This is a genomic window from Paenibacillus polymyxa M1, assembly GCF_000237325.1.
GTDB lineage: Bacteria > Bacillota > Bacilli > Paenibacillales > Paenibacillaceae > Paenibacillus > Paenibacillus polymyxa_C.
In genome coordinates this window covers 3943212-3964007 of sequence record NC_017542.1, presented here as the reverse complement: position 1 = coordinate 3964007, position 20796 = coordinate 3943212, and the positions used below count along the sequence as shown (strand labels likewise).

Sequence of the window (20796 nt, the reverse complement as noted above, 5' to 3'; positions counted from 1 at the left end):
GGAGAGGGGGAATAGCATGCGGATTTTGCATACAGGTGATTGGCATTTGGGTCGCACGTTGGAAGGGCGAAGCCGCCTGAAGGAGCAGGAGGCGTTTTTGGAAGAATTAGTGAAAATGGCTGACGACCAGCAGGCTGATTTGATTATGATGGCTGGAGATGTGTACGACTCAGTCAATCCTTCGGCCGCCGCAGAGCAATTGTTTTATGAAGCATCTGCGCGTCTTACGGCTGGAGGAAGACCGCTCGTCGTCATTGCCGGCAATCATGATCAGCCGGAAAGGGTAGCCTCGGTCACCCCGCTGGTGAGCGGGCGTGGAATTACATTGCTGGGACTGCCTCATGGGGAAGCAGTACACGTTCGTACACCGCGAACGGGCGAAATGGCATGTATTGCGGCCTTGCCTTATCCCTCCGAGTCTCGTCTGAATGAGCTATTGTCTGAAGACGGGGATGAAACCATACTACGCGAGGCATATAGCCGCCGTGTAGGAATGCTGATGTCGCAGCTAGGTACAGCGTTTCAGCCCGATACTGTTAATTTGTCGATGAGCCATATTTATGTGCTTGGCGGGCTGGAGTCGGATTCGGAACGCCCGATTCAGGTCGGGGGAGCTTATACCGTAGATCCGTCTGCTTTGAGCATTGGAGCGCAGTATACGGCTCTGGGTCATTTGCATCGTCCCCAATATGTGAAGGGCGATGGGCTGATGCGTTATAGTGGCTCTCCGCTGGCTTATAGCTTTTCCGAAGCTGGACAAGCCAAATCGGTTACGTTAATTGACGTGATTGCCGGCAAGCCAGCACAGGTTGAGGAATTGTATATTACCAGTGGACGCCCATTAGTGAGGTGGCGAGCACGGGGAGGTCTGGAAGAGGTATATCGCTGGCTGGACGAAGGACTGGATGCTGATGCCTTTATTGACCTGGAAATTACGCTGGATGAAGCGATGTCAATGGGAGATATTCAACGGTTGCGCAAAAGCCGTGAAGGCATCATTCATATTCGCCCCGTGTACCCAGAAATGGCTGCGGCACAGTTGGAACAGCAACGTTCAGAACTGCCGGTTCATGAGCTGTTCCGGGCGTTTTACCAACGACAGACGGGCGGAGCACAGCCGGATGACGGATTAGTACAGTTGTTTCTGGAATTGGTAGAACAGGATGATGCAAGAGACCAAGCTGAGGAGGATGAGGTATGAAGCCGATCCTTCTGAAACTGGCAGGATTGCAAAGCTACCGGGAGTCGCAGGAAATTCGCTTTGACGATTTGACCGAAACGGGACTGTTCGGAATTTTTGGTCCAACGGGTAGTGGTAAATCAACGTTGCTGGATGCCATTACATTGGCTATGTACGGTAAAGTGGAGCGGGCGGTGAATGGTACACAAGGCATTATGAATCATGCCGAGGATACGTTGGCTGTAGCATTTACGTTTGAATTAATGTCAGCTCAAGGACCTCGCCGTTACCGTGTAGAACGACGTTTCAAACGTGCAGGAGGCGTATCGGTTAATAATACGCTTAGCCGTTTTATTGCGTATACAGAAGACGGCGAGGAAGTGCTTGCCGACAAGGTACAGGATGTGACACGCTGTGTGGAGGAGTATATCGGCTTGAAAATGGACGATTTTACGCGCGCTGTCGTACTACCGCAGGGAAAGTTTGCGGAGTTTTTATCCTTAAAGGGCAGTGAACGCAGACAGATGCTGCAGCGTTTGTTCCATCTGGAGAAGTACGGAGATCAACTTACACAGAAGCTGAGCCGCCGTGTGAAGGACAACGACATCGCCCTGAAATCGTTGGAAGCGGAGCAGCAAGGGCTGGGGGATGCGAGTGCTGAAGCGCTTGAGCTTGTAAAGCTGCGTCTTAAAGAAGCGATTGACCATGCAGAGGCTTCGCGCCGCGAGCTAGAGCGTGTTTCACGGGAAGCGGAGGCGCTGAACAAAACACGGGAACTGGTCATCGAGCTTCGCCAAAGAGTGAACGAGCTGGAGGAGATGGCAAGACAGGAACCAGGCATTGCTTTGCTGGAGCGTAAGCTGCGACAAGCATCTGCAGCGGAGGCGTTGCTGCCTGCACTGACGGATTGGAAAGAAGCCGTTGTCGAAGCAGAAAAACGACAGAAGAATGCTGAACAAATGGCAGTCCTGGCTGCCTCCGCAGCGGAGGCGGCGCTTGTATCTGTGCAAGCAGACGAGCAGGCTCGGCAAGCACTCAGTGCGGAAGAACCAAAGCTGTTGCTTCGGATCGACCAACTGGAGCAGGCACTTCAACTGGAACGTGATACGGAAGTGCTGCGGACTGAACGGGAACGTTTGGCGGTCGAGCTGGCGCATAGCGAACAAACCCTTGCTGAGCATGCCGCAGGTCTCGTAAAGGAACAAGAGTTACAGACACGAGGTTTGAAGCGGCAGCAGGAGCTTCAACAGGAGTTGAAGCAAAATGAAGTGCGGGCAGATGAGCGGCGTATGCTACAAGAGGCTGTGCAGCGGCTGCAACAGCTGGAGACAGCGAATGAGCAATGGCGTGAAGCTGAACAGGAGTATTCCACTCAGGAGAAACGGCTTGCGCTAGCAGACGAACGTTTAAAGCTAATGGAGCAGGAGACACAGGAGACGGAGGCACGGCGTTCTATTCTTGCTGCACAAGTGGCTGAAGGCATTGAGGCGTTGCTGGCGCTGGAGGCGGAAATTACAGCCGACGTGTCGGCACTGGCTGCCGAGGAGGAGCAGCTGCGTCACGAGCTCCGTGCCGAGGAGCTCGGACGTCTCGCGCAGCACCTCGCTGCCGAGCTGCGTGAAGGAGAGCCATGCGCAGTGTGTGGCTCTCTGCATCACCCCGCGCCTGCTGCTGTTGCGGCCCATGGCGCGGATTCCTCTGCGCCGGATGAGCTGCATCGCCTGCGGCTCGGCCTACAGGAGCTGCGCCTCACGCTGCGCCAGCAGTTGCACGAGCAGCGCAGCCTGCTGGCGCAGCCCGCCGCCGCAGACAGCGGTGCTGCCGCCACAGGCGAGCCTTTTACGCCTGCGGCTGCTATGCCTCGCGGTGTCGCCGTATGGGCGGAGCGCTGTACAGCGCTGGAGCGTGCTGCGGGTGAGCTGGCAGCTCGTGCGCATACGCTGCCTGCCGAGGCACAGGCACTGCGTGAGGCGGACGCCGCCGGACAGCAGCGGCGTATCCGTGCAGCCGCCGAGCAGGAGGCGGCGGTTGCAGCACTGGCGCAGGCGCGCAGCAAGCGTGAGGCATGCACCACGCGCAGCGAGGGGCTACGCGCCGAATGGGCGACGCAGCTGCCGGATGTCGGCCCCGACCAAGCTGCGGAGCGTTATCGCGCTATGCAGGAGCGCGACCGGCGTGCGGAGGAGTTACGATCCCGGCTGGAGATGAGCGTGACCTTCCTTGAAGAAAAGGCAGCGCGTGTACAGCAGATACAGCAAAGCATCATCGAGGAGGACAAAATCATTATTGCCCGTCGTACAGGGCTGCAAAGTAAAGATGATTTGCTGCGTGAAAAGCAAGAACAGCTCCGAAAGTGGGTTGGAGAAGGCCAAGCAGCCTCATTGCTGGAAGAAGCGACCTCACGCTTGTTGGGACTGAAAAACGGAGCCGAAGCCGCTGCACGCCGCCGTACCGAAGCGGAAGAACGTAAGCAGCAGGCCGTTCATGCTTCATTGATAGCGCGACAGGCCTCCGACTCGGCAGAAGAAAGACGGCAGACGGCAGAATCCCGTTGGGGTATCCGTCTGGAAGCTTCCTCTTTTGCTACGGAAGCAGAGGTCATGGAATGCTGCTTGGGACCGGAAGAAGCTGCACGTTATGAGCGTGAAGTGAGTTTGCACCGAGAACGGGAGAAGGAGCTGTCTTCCCGCTTAAAGCATGTCGAAGAGCAGTTGAATGGAGCAACAGTAACAGAGGAACAGTGGGAAACGACCACTGCGAGGCTGCGTGATTGCCGTGCACGCGACGAAGAGGCGCTTCAGAATCGCGCCAAGGCTGAGCGTGATTTAGAGGACTTGCAGCGTCGGCACGTCCGCTGGATGGAGCTGGAGTCCAATCGTTTGCATCTGCGTAGCGAGGCGGAAAAAATGTCCAAGCTCCAGTCTGTTTTTCGAGGTAATGCCTTCGTTGAATATATTGCCGAAGAGCAGCTCATGCAGGTCAGCCAATCTGCTTCACGCCGCCTGCGTTTTCTGACTAAGCAGCGCTATGCGCTAGAAGTAGATTCCAGCGGTGGTTTTGTTATTAGTGATGATGCCAACGGTGGAGTCAAACGTCCGGTATCGACCTTGTCCGGCGGCGAAACGTTCCTGACCTCTTTGTCGCTTGCGCTTGCGCTGTCAGCTCAAATTCAATTGCGAGGCCAATACCCTCTTCAATTTTTCTTTCTGGATGAAGGCTTTGGAACGTTGGACCCTGAACTGCTTGACACAGTGATTACCTCGCTAGAAAAGCTGCATCACGATCAATTATCTGTTGGTGTGATTAGTCATGTGCCTGAATTGCGGGCCCGGCTCCCACGCAAGCTAGTTGTTCTTCCCGCAGAGCAGACTGGTGGAGGCTCTCGTGTGGTTATGGAAACATTTTGAAACAATGTGATACGGATCACAGATACAGTTTCAAACTGTTGTTATAATACAGCTAAGCCGACAAGTTAATCATACAGCACCCCGGCGGACGTATGCTGCGGAAGAAATCTTCCCGTCATACGTCCGTTCAGAGGGGCTCTGCCAAGAGCTCCCGGGGTGCTTCTTTTTTTTGTAAGCCGGAATTCGCCCAATTTGATGTAGCACATAGCCCGTTTTTGAATAACATACGGTATACATGCAAGAGCCTAGGAGGAAACAACCATGGAAAAAAGCATGACAACCGAAAATGTTACAGCATCGCAACAGATGGATGCTAAAACACTATGTCAACAGCATATGCATCGTTATGTATGCGTATGGGTAAAGGACGGGACAATGTATGACGGAATTGTAGAGCATGTGGATGATGAAAAGATATACTTAGCTGTTCCTATGGGTGGAGAAGAAATGGAAAATGTTAATCTCCCCTATCCGCCTAACAATTGTGGATGCGGCTCTCGTGCTTATGGCGGCTATGCATCTTATCCTCCGTACCCTCCGTATCCTTATCCGTACCCTTACCCGGTCCCAGTACCCGCCTATGCGTACGGATTCCCATATGGACGTCGCCGCTTTAATCGTTTGATTCTGCCGCTTGCTGCGTTGACAGCGATTAGCTTACTGCCTTACTACTAATCCGATCTCCTTCGTTGCCTAACCATCGTATACTCTCTCCCGCCTACAGCTCTTGTACAGTACAAGTGGCTAGATAGGCGTATCCATACATCATCACTAAGTAAGGCTGTTTCTTCCAGTATGAAGAAACAGCCTCTTTTTCACATCTACCGTCTCAATATGCAAATGAGCTATAAGGTTACAGCCTTTGGCGAGGTTACAATGATTAATGGATGACAACTGTATGGGTACAGTTTAATGAAAAGAGGTATCCTGTTTATCTATAAACCATGTTAACATCAAGCATGTACAGAAACATAAGAAGGAATAAGCATGTAAAAGGATGTACAGAACAGGCAGGAGGATATCGTGAAAAAATATGTTTCGATTTTATTAGATATAGAGCTTAAAATTCGCGAGGGACAATATAGATCTGGTTACAAGCTACCATCGGTCCGTGATGCTTCGGAGCTATACAAGTGCAGCAAAAGTACAATTCTGCGAGCTTATGCTGAACTTGAAAGGAAGCATGCCATTTATTCCATACCGCAAAGCGGATACTATGTAGTGGAAAATCCCAGCGACGTACACCATAGCGATATTTCAGACTGCGTTGATTTTGCTTCAGCATCCCCGGATTTAAATGTTTTTCCCTATCTGGATTTTCAGCATTGTCTAAATCAGGCTATTGATACCTACAAATATCATCTGTTCACTTACGGGGATTCGCAAGGATTGGAAACATTACGACATACGCTCGTCTCCCATTTGGCTGATACTCAGGTATTTGCAAAAACAGATCGGATTATCGTTACTTCAGGTGTTCAACAGGCATTAGAGATACTCGCAAAAATGTCGTTTCCCAATGGCAAAGAAAAGATTTTGGTCGAGCAGCCCAGCTACAATATTTATTTGCGTTTTTTGGAGGAAGAGAGCATACCCGTCAATACGATTGCACGGACAGCGGAAGGTCTGGATTTTCATGAGTTGGAGAATCAATTTAAGCAGGAGAACATCAAATTTTTTTATACGATGTCAAGGTATCATAATCCTCTAGGTATCTCATATAACATGGAGGAACGAAAAACGATAGCTGCCTTGGCCGCCAAATATGATGTGTACATCGTAGAAGATGACTATATGGCTGATTTGGGAGTTGATCATCTTGTTGATCCCATTTATGCATACGATCAGACAGAGCATACTATTTACTTGAAAAGCTTCTCCAAAATCATTTTCCCTGGCTTGCGATTAGGGGTTGCGGTACTGCCAGAAAGCCTATTAAGGACGTTCAGTAGCTATAAAAGATATGTTGACACATCGATTTTGTCTCAGGCAGCACTTGATATCTATATTAAAAATGGAATGTATGAACGCCATAAACACACGATATCCAAACTATATTCGGAGCGCGTTCGTATTTTGAACAAGGCGGTGGAGCGATACAATCAGACTGGGTACATCCAAACTCCAGCTGCAACCTCAGGCGTTTATACGCAGTTTAAGCTGCCGAGGACGGTGAATTTGGAACGTTTGGTACACAGCCTTAACGCCAGAAACATCCAGGTTGTAGCTGGCAAAGGCTTTTATTTATCAAGCTACAGGGAACAAGAAAAATTTTTGCGCATAAGTATCTCGCGTGCACAGCCAGACCAAATTGATCAAGGGGTTAAATCTATAATAGAGGAAGTTAGTAAGGGAAACTGGTATTAAGCCCCATTTTCCGTTATGATACATATAGAAACACAGGCATAACCAATTATGATTGATTATGTTTCTGTTTGGTGTGAAAAATACATAACTTTGAATGCCGACAGCAAGGACTGCTTGTGTATAATTGCTGATGATCGGCTCACTGCCAAAGGAGGGTTTTGAATGGACGATCTGTTTTTGAAAATTGTAGATGGAAGCATCCCCAGCAAAAAGGTGTTGGAAACCGACAATGTGCTCGCATTTCATGACATCCAGCCTGCGGCGCCAGTACACGTGCTCATTATTCCAAAAAAATACATTCCTTCAATGAATGCTGTAACGGAGGAGGATCTTCCTCTTATCGCGGAGATCCATCGTGTTGCGGTTGAGGTTGCGAAAAAGTTAGGAATTGCTGAGTCTGGTTATCGGTTGATTAACAACTGTGGCCCGGATAGTGGACAAGCGGTAGGGCATCTGCATTATCACTTGCTAGGGGGCGCCAAATTAGGTGCCTTGACAGGTATTTCGGACTCGCATTCTTAAAAATGACAGAGCTAGTCTTTTCAGTAATGCGGAACTGACGGGAAAAAAGGTTCCTTCTATGTACTCATTTTTTCTTATAGGTTGACACCTGGTTTCCGTTTCACCTATAATAAAATTTGATGAACCGTGTTATTGCTCTTGGACGGTCTGGTCGGAGGGAGGGAAAACTGGTGTCTGAAACTAAAGTTCGCAAAAACGAGACAATTGATGCTGCACTTCGTCGCTTTAAACGTTCCATTGCTAAGGATGGCGTATTGGCTGAGGTGAAGAAACGCAAGCATTATGAAAAGCCAAGCGTAAAGCGCAAGAAAAAGTCCGAGGCTGCTCGTAAGAGAAAGTTCTAGGAGGATCTAAGTAATCATGAATTTGAGCGAACGATTGAACGAAGATATGAAGCAAGCAATGAAGAGTAAGGACAAGTTCAAACTCTCCACCATTCGAATGGTTCGTTCTACGATTAAAAATCTTGAAATAGATTTGAAACGGAATTTGGACGACAACGAAGTGCTTGATATTCTGAGTCGTGAGATCAAACAGCGAAAAGATGCCCTCCATGAGTTTGAAAAAGCCGGTCGTGATGAACTTGCGACAAGCACTAAAGCAGAAATAGAGATCATCGCTCAGTACCTTCCTGAACAACTTTCTGAAGAAGAAATTAAAGTTATTGTACAGCAGACCATCCAGGAAACCGGTGCTTCTTCGAAAGCCGAGATGGGGAAAGTAATGACGGCCTTGATGCCTAAGGTAAAAGGTCGTGCTGACGGTAAGCTCGTGAACCAAGCGGTTCAGCAATTTCTGCAATAAACCTGCGACAAACAGGAAAACACAACACCCTCTGTTCACAGAGGGTGTTATTTCTATATGTGTGATGCCTGCCAAAATAGAATGGTGGAAGACGTCTTTTTGAAAACGTTTTCTATGATTGTGTGAAACGTGATGCCTGTTAGGGGCGTAAAGTATTTGACAGGCGTCAGGATTAGCAATATACCCAATAATTTCACATTAAATCCTGAAAACTGTATAGTTTGTCTAACAAAGTTTGGTATGCTGTAACAAGGAGAGATTGAAAGGGGGGAAAGAAATGCATAGAGAACATCACCACTCCAGCCGCAAATTGATCTTTTTAACGTTGTGGATTATGATATCCGTTCTGTTGTTACCCTTAGTTTATTCTGGATCAGCGCTGGCTCAAACAAAGGGTGGAGCTGTGTTTGTTATACCAGTTGATCAGGAAATTGAACAGGGTCTGGGCAAATTTATGGAGCGTGGATTTGCAGAAGCAGTTGATTCTAAAGCAGGTCTGATTTTACTGGATATTAACACACCTGGCGGACGGGTAGATACAGCGGAAAAGCTGGGCAAACTGATTAAAGACAGTCCTATTCCGACCGTAGCCTATATAAAAGGTGAAGCGGCCTCAGCGGGTAGCTATATTGCGTTGAGTGCTAACAAGATTGCTATGAAACCGGGGAGTATTATCGGAGCAGCCGCGTTAGTAGACGGCAGGGGGAATGCTATTACAGACCCCAAAACGATAGCTTGGTGGAAGAGTAGCATGGCATCTGCCGCAGAAGCTGGCGGACGCAATCCTGATATCGCTAGAGGCATGGTCGACTCCAAAACGACTGTATCTATCCCGGAGATGAACTTTAATAAGGAAAATGGCCAGATCATTTCTTTAACCAGTGAGGAAGCGCTGAAATTGGGGTATGCGGATCACATTGCATCTTCGGAACAAGAAGTTATTCAGTGGATGGGCTACAGTACAGATGATGTAATCCGTGTGGAGCGCACATGGGCTGAAAAAGCAGCCGAGATATTGACCAATCCGATCGTGCAGACCTTGCTTTTATTTATTGGTATCGCGGGTGTAGTTATTGAGCTGCTTGTACCTGGCTTTGGTGTGCCGGGAATTTTGGGCGTACTTGGATTTGGTTTGTATTTCTTTGGTAATTATATCGCTGGCTTTGCAGGTTCGGAGACGTGGCTGTTGTTCATTATCGGTCTGGCACTGCTTATCCTTGAAATGTTCATTCCAAGCTTTGGCATTCTGGGTATTTTGGGTTCCATCAGCCTTGTCGCGGGTGTAGTCCGTGCAGCATACAACATGCAGCATGCGTTTATATCTTTGGGGATTGCTTTTGCAGGGGCTGTTGCCGTGGTGGCGATCATCGCAGTTGTCTTTAAGGACCGAGGGATATGGAACCGTTTTATACTTCAGGAACGTTTAACGGCTGACCAAGGGTTTTCTTCGGTTGTGAATCGGGAAACGTTACTAGGTCAGAGGGGTGTCAGTCTGACCCCATTACGTCCAGCTGGAACGGTGCTAATCGCTGATGAGCGAGTGGATGTTGTAACGAATGGAGAGTTTATCGCCCCGAATATGCCGATTATCGTATCCAAAGTAGAAGGCGGGCGAATTGTGGTCAAGGCAGACGCAAGTGTCTAAGCAAGCTAACAACGAAGAATTAGATTAATGGAGGATGATGCGAGTGTTCGAATCGGGTATTGTCAGCATTTTGCTGATTGCCGTAGTAGCGATTATTGTATTGAGCGTGTTTTTTAGTTTCTTCCCGGTGATGCTGTGGATTTCGGCGTTGGCTTCGGGTGTTCGGATCGGTATCATTACGCTGGTAGCTATGCGGTTGCGGCGTGTCACGCCAAGCCGAATTGTCAATCCCCTCATTAAGGCTACCAAAGCTGGTCTAGGCTTGAATATCAATCAGCTGGAAAGTCATTTTCTCGCAGGGGGGAATGTTGACCGAGTGATCAATGCGTTGATTGCCGCGCAGCGGGCTAATATTCCGCTTGAATTTGAACGTGCGGCTGCGATTGATCTTGCGGGACGGGATGTTCTGCAAGCGGTCCAAATGAGCGTTAATCCGCGTGTTATTGAGACGCCTATTGTTGCTGCGGTCGCCAAGGATGGTATCGAAGTGAAAGTTAAAGCTCGTGTTACGGTGCGTGCCAACATTGATCGGCTCGTCGGCGGTGCCGGAGAAGAAACGATTATTGCTCGGGTTGGTGAAGGTATCGTAACAACGGTTGGTTCCAGTAACTCGCATAAAGACGTGCTGGAAAATCCAGATTCCATTTCGAGAACCGTATTGTCCAAAGGTTTGGATGCAGGGACAGCATTTGAAATTTTATCGATTGATATTGCAGACGTTGATGTAGGTAAAAATATCGGTGCCTTCCTGCAAACAGAGCAGGCGGAAGCTGACAAACGTATTGCGCAGGCAAAAGCCGAAGAGCGGCGTGCGATGGCTGTAGCACAAGAACAGGAAATGAAGGCACGTGTCGTAGAAATGAGAGCACGCGTGGTGGAATCCGAATCCGAAGTGCCTCTGGCAATGGCTGAAGCGCTACGTAGCGGTAAACTTGGCGTCATGGACTATATGAATTTAAAAAATATTGAGGCAGATACGCAAATGCGTAGTTCCTTAGGCAAACCGAATGAGAACTCGGGAAATGATAACAAAAGCCGGGATTAACTAACGGGACGTAGCCTATGAATTAGGCAGTTAGGCGGTGAGTGATGAACTTTATCAGCTGGATCTTTGACCATTTGTATATCTTGATCGTGATTGGCTTTGCGCTGGTGTCCTTCTTGGGGAAAAGCATTCAAGGCGGAGATCGGAAATCTCCCCGGCGGCAAGGTATGCCTACTTTTGGTGGTGATCATGGTTCGCGCGGGTCCTCGACCTCGCCCAGACCTTTCACAACGGAACCTGAGCAAGAGCGACGTCAGCAAGATGTTACTGGAGAATTGCAACGTCAATTTCCTAATGAGCGACGTGCGGTGATCGAAGCTCGTCGTATAGAAGAAGTAGGAGACGGGCTGGAAAAGGCAGAACGGATGGACCAGGATTCATTAGATAACGGTACGACTTTAGAGGATCGAATTCGTATTATGGAAGAAGAGCGAAGGATGGTTTTAGCCCGTCTCGATCGTATATCCAATGCGAGAGATTCGGAGGAAATTACAGATGGGCTAGAGCAAACTTCGCAAGAGAGTGGTACAGTGAATGCAGCTGACCTACGCAGAGGTGTAATTTGGGCAGAGATATTAGGGCCTCCGCGTTCCAAGCGTTACATGGATGGAGGAAGACGCTAAAATAATCGTAGATCCGTCACGGCTTTGGCTGTGGCGGATCTTTTTTTACGATGTTTTTAGCGATACATAAACATGCTGGAATAAAAAAAGACTTAACGGCAAATGCTCTAATTACCTGACAGCGAATGTGAAGATCTCATATATGCTACATTTTTCTCACATTTACTGTCATCTAAAAAGACGGCATTTTGTCTAGTTTGGGATCTGATTTGTGAAAATATATTCGTGAAAAATGATCAAATGTAACAATGTGAACGAAGCTTTCCAAAAGTCGTTTTCATTTTTTCTTTTTTATATATAATGTTCACAACGATAGAACTTATGAAAATTTACCCCATATTTAGCTAAAATTTGATTTATATCGAGGTGATATTACAGGGTTATACAAAAAAAGTAAAAATTTATGTTTAGGAGGATGGGATGGATGGGGAATTTCTTGTTCAGAAAGAAGAATATTGATCAGCTGATCGCCGCTACACGGGGAGAAAAGGCACTTAAAAGGGAATTGGGTGCGTTCGATTTAACAATGCTTGGGATTGGAGCCATTATTGGAACGGGGATTTTTGTTTTGACAGGTACGGGAGCAGTTACGGCTGGACCGGGCTTGGTATTGTCTTTTGTGATCGCGGGGCTCGCTTGTTTATTCGCCGCACTGGCTTATGCCGAGTTTGCTTCCACTGTTCCAGTATCCGGTTCTGTTTACACTTTTACATATGCTACGATGGGAGAGCTATTGGCTTTTATAATCGGATGGGATTTAATTTTGGAATATATGTTGGCCGCCAGCGCTGTTTCTGCAGGTTGGTCGGGTTATTTTGTATCCTTTTTGAAAGGAATTGGTCTTCATATCCCGATTGAATTCACTGCTGCGCCAGGAGCTTTAAAAGACCAAACTACTTATTTTAATCTTCCAGCTTTTTTAATTTTGATGGCTATCACGTTCTTGCTTTATTTTGGGATAAAAGAATCCAAACGAATTAACAATATCATGGTTATTGTTAAAATTGTTGTCGTTTTATTGTTTATCATTGTGGCTATTAAATATGTAAAGCCAGACAACTGGACACCGTTTATGCCATTTGGGTTCAGTGGGGTGTTTGGAGCCGCAGCCCTTGTGTTTTTTGCTTTCATTGGCTTTGATGCCGTTTCATCAGCCGCTGAAGAAACCAAAAATCCAGCTCGTGATTTACCGCGTGGCATTATTTTCTCACTTGCTATTTGTACGCTTTTGTACGTGATTGTTAGCGCGATTATGACAGGTATTGTGCCGTATATGCAATTTGAAGGTATCTCCCATCCTGTGTCATTGGTTTTGCAGGTTGCCGGTCAGAACTGGGTGGCGGGTATTGTGGATATCGGAGCCATCTTGGGGATGACAACGGTCATGCTGGTAATGCTATATGGTCAAACCCGTATTATGTTTGCGATGTCACGTGACGGCTTAGTTCCTAAAGTATTGTCGAAGGTTCATTCCAAATATAAAACGCCCTATATTAACACCTTGTTTTTTGGTACTTTATCTGCATTAATGGGTGGGTTGATCCCGCTGGATGAGTTAGCAAGCTTGGTGAACATTGGAACCTTATCGGCATTTATTCTGATTTCGGTCGCTGTCATAGTGATGAGAAAAACACAACCCGATTTGCCAAGAGCTTTCCGATGTCCTGGGGTTCCATTTATTCCAATTCTGGCTATCATTTCATGTGGGGTGCTTATTCTTAATCTGAATGGTCAAACGTTTATTCGTTTTATCATTTGGCTTGTTATTGGTATTGCCGTTTACTTTTTATACTCCAGAAAAAACTCGCTTTTGAATCAGGATTCCGAAAACTAACCATTTCATACTGTGAAATTAAAAAGACAACCTTGTTTTGATATGAAAACGAGGTTGTCTTTTTTTATGTGAATTTTAGAAAGTACGGTCTTTTTCCTCTTTAATATTGCAGTTGCTACGAATTGTAAGTTTAGCCTCATAAATGCGATGACTGGATCATAAAATGTACAGTACAGATATCTGTGACGCTGGTACAACAGCATCCAGTGATGATCGAGATATAGGATGAAACCGAATGGTAATAACAAGCGATTAAAAAAGCAGCATAGCTGCCATCAAAATAATTATTTGCCGTTGGATAACAGTTATTTTGATGACAGGAAAGGAGATTTCGCCGTATGAGCCGGATGAGCCGCAAACTGCGAAAGTGGGCCAGCGAGACGTTGGAGCTTCCGCAGGACATTCTATTTGACCTGCCGCGGTTAACCCTCATCGGCAGCCGCCAGCTTTATGTAGAGAATCACCGGGGTGTGGTGGATTTCACGCCAGACCAGCTCGTACTTGCACTTGCGCAAGGCAGACTAAGAGTGTCAGGCCATGATCTAATCATTACGTCTATCCTGCCAGACCAGGTAAGTGTAGAGGGACATATTACGGATATTCAAATGGAAGGAACGGAGGAAGGCTCGTGAAACATCCCGCTTTAGCAAAGCTGCGTGGCACGGTTACCCTAGCTGTCGAGGGCGAAAGTGTGGAAGCTTTCATTAATTTACTCACTGATCATCATATACCTGTTTGGAACGTGCGGCCAATAGGTACTAGACATGCAGAAATGAACCTTCTGCTGCCGCACGTCTTCCTGCTGCGTCCGCTTTTGAGAAGGACAGGCTGCAAAATGCATGTTCTCAAGCGTCAAGGACTTCCCTTCACTGCAGTACGACTCGCCAAACGTAAATTTTTTCTCGCAGGACTGGCCTTGTTCTGGATAGGCCTCCTGCTGATGTCATCGCTCATCTGGGACATTGAAGTGAAGGGGAATGATAAGCTCCCAACGGAATCTATTCTGAAAGCAGCCCGACAGGAGGGGCTTTATCCGTTTCAATGGAGCTTTCGTCTTTCCAGCCAGGACAAGCTTTCACGCGCACTCATGCAGAAGCTTCCAGAGGCATCCTGGATCGGTGTGGAAAGGCAGGGGACCTTAGTGACAATTCAGGTTGTTGAAGCTTCACAGCCTACTCCCCCGTCGCTCTACAGTCCACGTCATCTTATCAGCAAGGCGGACGCGGTGGTCACTGAAATTTTTGCCGAGCAGGGCCGTCCTGTTGTGCATAAAAATACGCGGGTCAAAAAAGGAGCTATTCTCATTTCAGGAACGCTTGGAGATGAGGAGAATCAGCAACAGGTCGTAGCCAAAGGAGAGATTAAGGGGCTTGTGTGGCATGAATATGAAATTAGTAGTCCCATGGTACGACGCAGCAGCACATATACAGGTAATAGTCACGATCGCTTGTATCTGGTGCTAGGCAACCGTGCGATACAATTGTGGGGCTATGGAAAAATACCTTATTCTACACATAAAACAACCGTTGAGCATGATCCGCTAACATGGCGTTCTTACAAACTTCCGATGGGTTGGATGAATGAAAGTGTGAGGGAGACAAAGATACAAGAGCAGAAGTTAACGGAAACAGAAGCCAAAATGTCAGGAATAGAAGGCGCACGCGCAGATATTTTAGCTAAATACGGCAAAGGAACGAAAATAATGAGCCAAAAAATTTTGCATGAGAAGAGAGAGAATGGTAAAGTTTATATGAAAGTACTTTTTGAAGTGGAACAGGATATTGCGGAAGAACTTCCATTAGTTCATAACCAAGGAGAATGAGGCTATTTGGCAGAACAACAACGCAGCATACAAATTGCATTGAACAGTGCGGGAGAAGGTCAGGCGTTATTCGGCCCGCAGGATTCCTTTTTAAAATTGATCGAAGCAGCTATTCCAGCAAAAATAGCATCTCGTGAGGCAGAAATTAATGTTTTTGGTGATGCTCACGAAGTAGAAGTGCTCGAACAATTGTTCGATGTTTTGCTCCAGTTAATTCGTAATGGGTATATACTGACCGAAAGGGATGTCCATTATGCGATTGAGCTGGCAAAAGATCTGCGCGCTGATCAGTTACTTGATTTGTTCAAGGGAGAAATTACGACGACGTTTCGGGGCAAACCGATTCGTGTCAAAACGATTGGACAGAAGCACTATGTAACCACGATTAAGAAACGCGATATTGTATTTGGGATTGGCCCGGCGGGTACTGGTAAAACCTATCTGGCTGTAGTGCTGGCCGTAGCTGCCCTGAAGGAAGGTTCAGTCAAGCGTATTGTACTGACTCGTCCTGCGGTGGAAGCTGGTGAGAACTTGGGCTTTTTGCCTGGGGATTTACAGGAAAAGGTTGATCCATATTTACGCCCGCTGTATGATGCCCTATACGATGTGATGGGGCCAGAACAGACGGCGAAAGCGCTGGAGCGCGGGTTGATAGAAATTGCGCCACTGGCTTATATGCGGGGTCGTACGCTGGATGACTCATTTATTATTTTGGATGAAGCCCAAAACACTACACCGGAGCAAATGAAAATGTTTTTGACTCGACTTGGCTTTGGTTCCAAAATGGTTATTACCGGCGATGTTACGCAAATTGATTTACCTCGTGGCAAAAAATCCGGTCTGATTGAAGCGAATGCGATTTTAAAAGGGATTGACGAAATAGGCTTTGTCCAGTTTGCGGAAGAGGATGTTGTTCGTCATTCCCTGGTTCAAAAAATCATCGTCGCTTATGACCGTGTTGCTGAAAATCAAGCATAAGCCCTTAAGCACGAGTATAGTGTGTATGATCAGAAAACGAATACAATGAGCAGCATAGCTGCCTTGAAAAAGATGATGGAGAGGGATTGTTTTAGATGACCTCGAAGGAATTATCTAAAGGAAAAACGTTCCAGCATAGAATGAATGGATGGAAGTATAGCGTGGCGACACGCTATCTTCTGTTTTTATTTTTGGTGGTTCTTTTTTATGTGGGTTTTGCATCCAAGCTGCTTCCCGAACGCTATGACATCCGGGTGAATCAACCGAGTGAAAAGGAAATTGTCGCTCCAATGCAGCTTCCTAACAGTAAGGCGACTTTGAAGGCCCAAGAGGAATCTGCTGAGCGCGTGCATCCTATGTATACCATTGTACCGATCCGCAACGATAACCTGATTACCGGTATTTTGGATCGAATTGAACGGCTAAATCAGGATGATCAGGTCTCCAGAGCGGACAAGATTTCGATTTATAAGGATGAGATTCCTCAACGTGCACGGGAATTTGTGCAAAATTTTGTGAACAACAGCCGTAATGCGGATGCCTATCCAGATAAGTTGCTGGATGAGGTACTGGAAAAAACGAAAGAGCAAACGTACCGAATCCCAGAGGAGACATACATCAAAATTCCGCGACTTACATCTGAGGATATTGCCGAAATGCGGCCCGTAGCCCGTGAGATTGTGACAGGGTTGATGAATGATCAAATTACGGATGCCCAGACTGCCCGAGCCAAGGTAGCTGAGCGCGTGAGTACAAGCTCGCTTACCAAACGTACCTCCCGGGAGGTTGTTCAGGAACTTGCACGGCTTGTGATTACAGCCAACAAGTTTTATGATGATACAGCTACGAAGGACGCTAAAGTACAGGCTCGTGAAGATACACCGACAGTTTACATTAAACAGGGTGAAGTGCTCGTTAAAAAGGGTGAGATTATTACCCAGGAAATCTATACACTGCTTGATGAGAACGAGCTGCTCAAGGATAAAATCAACTATTGGCCACAATTCGGCCTGCTGATGTTGTCCATGATGCTGGCATTGGGTCTGTTTATGTATATTCGTCAATTTCAATCACGAACACGAAACTTCAAGTATAATAATGCACAGTTGCTCATGCTGGTGTTAATCTTTGTGATTACAGTGGGGGCGATGCTGTTAATTTCTATACTGCAGACTAGTGAACGATCCTATCTCGGCTATCTGGCGCCTATCGCGCTTGGAGCTATGCTTGTAACGCTGTTGCTTGACATGTCGCTGGCATTCGTATGTGCCGTTATATTCAGTATATTGGCAAGTGTTATTTTGAATGTCCGTCAGGGACAGATTTTTGATTTTAATTTTGGATTTTTTGCCCTTGTGGTCTGTCTGGCGTCGATTTTTTCCACCCACCGGGCCAGCCAGCGTTCAACGCTGTTCAAGGGAGCTATCATGGTATGCCTGTTCGGGGCTCTGGCTGTTTTTTCTCTGGCTCTGATTGACCAAGGGAACTGGACTCAAACAACGACACTCTATGGGGTAGCCTTTGCCTTTGCAGGCGGTCTGGTTACAGCGATCCTTGTTATAGGGCTAATGCCGTTTTTTGAATCCACCTTTGGCATCTTGTCTGCACTGAAGCTTGTTGAATTGTCTAATCCCAATCACCCATTGCTCCGCAAGCTGCTTACCGAGACTCCTGGCACATATCATCATAGCGTAATGGTAGGTAATCTGTCGGAGGCTGCAGCGGAGGCTATAGGAGCAAATGGGTTGTTGTGCCGGGTTGGTTCGTATTATCATGATATTGGTAAAACCAAAAGGCCTTCGTACTTCATTGAAAATCAAAATGGGATGGAAAATCCGCATGATACAATAGAGCCCAAGCTGAGTAAATCCATCATTATAGCCCATGCTCGTGACGGTGTGGAAATGCAATTGGATTACAAGCTACCCAAGCCGATTCGTGATATAGCCGAACAACACCACGGAACGACATTCCTGCACTATTTTTACCACAAGGCATTGCGTGAGGCGGAAGAGCGGGGAGTGGAGCCTGACTTCACGGAGGATGATTTCCGTTATCCGGGACCGAAGGCTCAGTCGAAAGAGGCTGCTGTAGTAGGAATTGCTGATAGCGTGGAAGCAGCAGTTCGTTCCTTGCGAAAACCTACGGTGGAGCAGGTAGAATCTATGATTGAAAAAATTATTAAGAGCCGTCTTGATGATCACCAGTTTAACGACTGTGAGCTGACCATGAGGGAGCTTGATATCGTGGCCCAAACTCTCAAGGAAACAGTAATGGGGATTTTTCATTCCCGTATTGAATATCCAGAGGAAAGACCTAAGCCCGAAAGTGGAAAAGCTTAGTATTACTTGTGCATGAAGCACAGCTAAAGCATTAGAATTAAAAGGAGCGGTTGGCATGGGCCTTCAATTAGCTTGGAATAATGAACAAAACGATATGGTAATTAACGAATCGTTGATCACGCTGCTGAACACCTTATTAGAGCAGGCTGGCAAAGCGGAAGGGGTTACAGACGGTGAGGTTGCCCTTACTTTCGTGAATGATGATCAAATTCATGAGTTGAACAGGGATTATCGCGGTATTGATCGTCCCACTGATGTGTTGTCTTTTGCTATGAAGGAAACACTGGATGAAGAGCTTGAAATTATCTACGAACCGACGGAAGATAATCCATTAAATGATGTACCGGATGTTCTGGGGGATATTATTATCTCTGTACAGACAGCGCAAGCTCAAAGCGAAGAATATGGACATTCAATTGAGCGTGAAATCGGGTTTTTGTTTGTTCACGGTTTTCTGCATCTGTTAGGTTATGATCATCAGGACGATGCAAGTGAGGCTGAAATGATGGGTAAGCAGGAAGCTGTGCTGGCTCAAGTGGGGTTGACACGGTAATGAGACGTCAGCCTTGGAGAATGACCTTTCGCTATGCCGCAGAAGGCGTGATATACGCCCTGCGTACGCAAGTAAATATGCGGATACATGTGGTTGTGGCGCTTCTTGTCATTGTAGCGGGTCTAACTCTGCGCATCTCCCGGCTCGACTGGTTATTCGTGTGCTTGGCCATTGCCATAGTCATTGTAGCCGAACTGATCAACACCGCTGTTGAAGCAGCGGTGGATCTAATCTCACCTGATATTCATCCGCTGGCCAAAGCGGCTAAAGACACCGCCGCCGGAGCCGTGCTCCTGGCAGCGGTTTTTGCTGTAATTATTGGCATATTTGTATTTTATAGACCCTTGTTGACGTTAATGAGTCAGCTGCTTTAATGAAAAAATAAAAATTAGGTGCTTAATCGCGCTGGAGGAAATAAAATGGCTAAGAAACACTTTAAATCTGGCTTTGTCGCAATTGTTGGCAGACCCAATGTCGGAAAATCAACATTGATGAACCATGTCATTGGGCAGAAGATTGCCATCATGTCAGACAAGCCCCAAACGACACGGAATAAAATTCACGGCGTATATACCACAGAGGACACACAAATTGTATTTTTGGATACACCGGGGATTCACAAGCGCCAGTCAAAACTGGGCGATTATATGAATCAGACCGCTTTTAATTCGTTGGGTGAAGTAGAGGCGGTACTTTTTCTTATTGATGCTGCTGAAGGTTTAGGCGGAGGCGACCGTTTTATTGCGGAACAGCTTAAACAAGTAAAAACACCAGTTATATTGGTATTGAATAAAATTGACCGTATCGAGCCGGAAGCGTTGTTGCCCCTGATTGAGCAGTATCGCAAGCTGTATGACTTTGCGGAAATTGTACCGATCTCGGCCAAAATGGGCAATAATGTAAACACCCTATTGGATCAGGTTCAAAAATACTTGCCAGAAGGTCCGCAATATTACCCTGATGACCAAATTACCGACCATCCAGAGCAGTTTGTCATTGCTGAGCTGGTACGGGAAAAGATTTTGCACATGACACGTGAGGAAGTACCCCATTCTATTGCGGTTATGATTGAAGACATGAAAGTGCAGGAGAATGGTGTAGTGCATATTATGGCGGTTATTTTTGTAGAGCGTGATTCCCAGAAGGGAATCATTATCGGCAAACAGGGAGCCATGCTCAAAGAGGTAGGTAAACAAGCCCGTCAAGATATCCAAAACTTGCTAGGCTCCAAAATTTTCCTGGAACTTTGGGTTAAGGTCAAAAAAGACTGGCGTAACCAGGAACGTGTCCTTCGTGACTTGGGCTTCCATCGCGACGCCTAAAAGTAGATATCATATCTACGATCACTTTGGTTGTCAAAGGATTATACAGACTAAAATTGATATTAATCAATATGCATAGTTGTTGTAGGCATCATAAAAAAGCCGTCCGACTCTACCACTGACGTATAAATTAAATCTTTCGGTCATTCCAAGCGCCGCTCTTGTGCGGCGCTTAACTTCTCGCTATACCTACCCTTTTCTTCCAGTGATGAAATAAGGAGTGCTTTTAAAAGAGTTATTATAACTGCGTACACGTTGTAGCGGAGCGAAGGATTTGAATCTGAAGAAGCGTCAGCGTTCGCCTTTACCCCTGAATTTACTCCTTTTCTCATAGGATAAAATAAATTCAGGG

The 20796-nt window shown here is 46.9% G+C and carries 18 protein-coding genes; all 18 read left to right on the top strand.

Annotated elements, in window-relative coordinates; genetic code table 11:
• Positions 1–16 precede the first annotated feature (16 nt).
• The 18 genes from PPM_RS17775 to era all read left to right on the top strand — a co-directional run bounded on the left by PPM_RS17775 (position 17) and on the right by era (position 20444).
• On the top strand, positions 17–1201 hold the full coding sequence (locus PPM_RS17775; RefSeq protein ID WP_013372157.1) for an exonuclease SbcCD subunit D: 1185 nt from the start codon (positions 17–19) through the stop codon (positions 1199–1201).
• The gene (locus tag PPM_RS17770; protein ID WP_016324560.1) at positions 1198–4587 is read left to right on the top strand and encodes an AAA family ATPase; all 3390 of its coding nucleotides are present in this window, start codon (positions 1198–1200) and stop codon (positions 4585–4587) included. The genes PPM_RS17775 and PPM_RS17770 overlap by 4 nt, the downstream gene beginning before the upstream one ends.
• A gap of 261 nt (positions 4588–4848) precedes the next feature.
• Positions 4849–5262 carry a hypothetical protein gene (locus PPM_RS17765; protein WP_013372154.1) on the top strand — a complete coding sequence of 138 codons (414 nt, stop codon included), beginning with the start codon at positions 4849–4851 and terminating at the stop codon, positions 5260–5262.
• A gap of 348 nt (positions 5263–5610) precedes the next feature.
• Entirely contained in the window at positions 5611–6954 is a 1344-nt protein-coding gene (locus PPM_RS17760; protein WP_013372153.1) for a PLP-dependent aminotransferase family protein, read from the top strand.
• 162 nt (positions 6955–7116) lie between these two features.
• Entirely contained in the window at positions 7117–7476 is a 360-nt protein-coding gene (locus tag PPM_RS17755) for a histidine triad nucleotide-binding protein (protein ID WP_013372152.1), read from the top strand.
• Positions 7477–7646: 170 nt separating this feature from the next.
• Entirely contained in the window at positions 7647–7820 is a 174-nt protein-coding gene (rpsU, locus tag PPM_RS17750) for a 30S ribosomal protein S21 (RefSeq protein ID WP_005547957.1), read from the top strand.
• 16 nt (positions 7821–7836) lie between these two features.
• On the top strand, positions 7837–8280 hold the full coding sequence (locus PPM_RS17745) for a GatB/YqeY domain-containing protein (protein ID WP_013372151.1): 444 nt from the start codon (positions 7837–7839) through the stop codon (positions 8278–8280).
• 277 nt (positions 8281–8557) lie between these two features.
• Complete coding sequence (locus tag PPM_RS17740; RefSeq protein WP_013372150.1) at positions 8558–9925, top strand: NfeD family protein; 1368 nt, start codon at positions 8558–8560, stop codon at positions 9923–9925.
• 43 nt (positions 9926–9968) lie between these two features.
• Entirely contained in the window at positions 9969–10970 is a 1002-nt protein-coding gene (gene floA / locus PPM_RS17735; RefSeq protein ID WP_016324559.1) for a flotillin-like protein FloA, read from the top strand.
• Positions 10971–11014: 44 nt separating this feature from the next.
• Positions 11015–11593, top strand: a complete 579-nt coding sequence (locus PPM_RS17730; RefSeq protein ID WP_013372148.1) for a hypothetical protein — start codon at positions 11015–11017, stop codon at positions 11591–11593.
• 424 nt (positions 11594–12017) lie between these two features.
• Positions 12018–13427, top strand: coding sequence for an amino acid permease (locus tag PPM_RS17725; protein ID WP_013372147.1), 1410 nt, complete (start codon positions 12018–12020; stop codon positions 13425–13427).
• Positions 13428–13765: 338 nt separating this feature from the next.
• A complete protein-coding gene (gene yqfC / locus PPM_RS17720; protein WP_013372145.1) occupies positions 13766–14059 on the top strand; it encodes a sporulation protein YqfC in 294 nt (97 codons plus the stop codon).
• Positions 14056–15249 (top strand): sporulation protein YqfD, encoded by a 1194-nt coding sequence (yqfD, locus tag PPM_RS17715; RefSeq protein WP_013372144.1) that lies wholly within the window; start codon positions 14056–14058, stop codon positions 15247–15249. The genes yqfC and yqfD overlap by 4 nt, the downstream gene beginning before the upstream one ends.
• A gap of 6 nt (positions 15250–15255) precedes the next feature.
• Complete coding sequence (locus PPM_RS17710; protein ID WP_013372143.1) at positions 15256–16227, top strand: PhoH family protein; 972 nt, start codon at positions 15256–15258, stop codon at positions 16225–16227.
• A 95-nt stretch (positions 16228–16322) separates the two neighbouring features.
• The gene (locus PPM_RS17705; RefSeq protein WP_013372142.1) at positions 16323–18569 is read left to right on the top strand and encodes an HD family phosphohydrolase; all 2247 of its coding nucleotides are present in this window, start codon (positions 16323–16325) and stop codon (positions 18567–18569) included.
• 55 nt (positions 18570–18624) lie between these two features.
• Positions 18625–19122: an rRNA maturation RNase YbeY gene (ybeY, locus tag PPM_RS17700; protein ID WP_013372141.1), complete on the top strand. Its 498-nt coding sequence runs from the start codon at positions 18625–18627 to the stop codon at positions 19120–19122.
• Complete coding sequence (locus tag PPM_RS17695; RefSeq protein ID WP_016324558.1) at positions 19122–19496, top strand: diacylglycerol kinase family protein; 375 nt, start codon at positions 19122–19124, stop codon at positions 19494–19496. The genes ybeY and PPM_RS17695 overlap by 1 nt, the downstream gene beginning before the upstream one ends.
• Positions 19497–19541: 45 nt before the next feature.
• Entirely contained in the window at positions 19542–20444 is a 903-nt protein-coding gene (gene era, locus PPM_RS17690; RefSeq protein WP_013372139.1) for a GTPase Era, read from the top strand.
• Positions 20445–20796 lie beyond the last annotated feature (352 nt).

Excerpts from the sequence above, each read along its gene's own strand:
- PPM_RS17775 (WP_013372157.1), top strand. The coding sequence starts at position 17 with ATGCGGATTTTGCATACAGGTGATTGGCATTTGGGTCGCACGTTGGAA.
- PPM_RS17770 (WP_016324560.1), top strand. The coding sequence starts at position 1,198 with ATGAAGCCGATCCTTCTGAAACTGGCAGGATTGCAAAGCTACCGGGAG.
- PPM_RS17765 (WP_013372154.1), top strand. The coding sequence starts at position 4,849 with ATGGAAAAAAGCATGACAACCGAAAATGTTACAGCATCGCAACAGATG.
- PPM_RS17755 (WP_013372152.1), top strand. The coding sequence starts at position 7,117 with ATGGACGATCTGTTTTTGAAAATTGTAGATGGAAGCATCCCCAGCAAA.
- PPM_RS17745 (WP_013372151.1), top strand. The coding sequence starts at position 7,837 with ATGAATTTGAGCGAACGATTGAACGAAGATATGAAGCAAGCAATGAAG.
- PPM_RS17740 (WP_013372150.1), top strand. The coding sequence starts at position 8,558 with ATGCATAGAGAACATCACCACTCCAGCCGCAAATTGATCTTTTTAACG.
- PPM_RS17730 (WP_013372148.1), top strand. The coding sequence starts at position 11,015 with ATGAACTTTATCAGCTGGATCTTTGACCATTTGTATATCTTGATCGTG.
- PPM_RS17725 (WP_013372147.1), top strand. The coding sequence starts at position 12,018 with ATGGGGAATTTCTTGTTCAGAAAGAAGAATATTGATCAGCTGATCGCC.
- yqfC (WP_013372145.1), top strand. The coding sequence starts at position 13,766 with ATGAGCCGGATGAGCCGCAAACTGCGAAAGTGGGCCAGCGAGACGTTG.
- PPM_RS17705 (WP_013372142.1), top strand. The coding sequence starts at position 16,323 with ATGACCTCGAAGGAATTATCTAAAGGAAAAACGTTCCAGCATAGAATG.
- ybeY (WP_013372141.1), top strand. The coding sequence starts at position 18,625 with ATGGGCCTTCAATTAGCTTGGAATAATGAACAAAACGATATGGTAATT.
- PPM_RS17695 (WP_016324558.1), top strand. The coding sequence starts at position 19,122 with ATGAGACGTCAGCCTTGGAGAATGACCTTTCGCTATGCCGCAGAAGGC.
- era (WP_013372139.1), top strand. The coding sequence starts at position 19,542 with ATGGCTAAGAAACACTTTAAATCTGGCTTTGTCGCAATTGTTGGCAGA.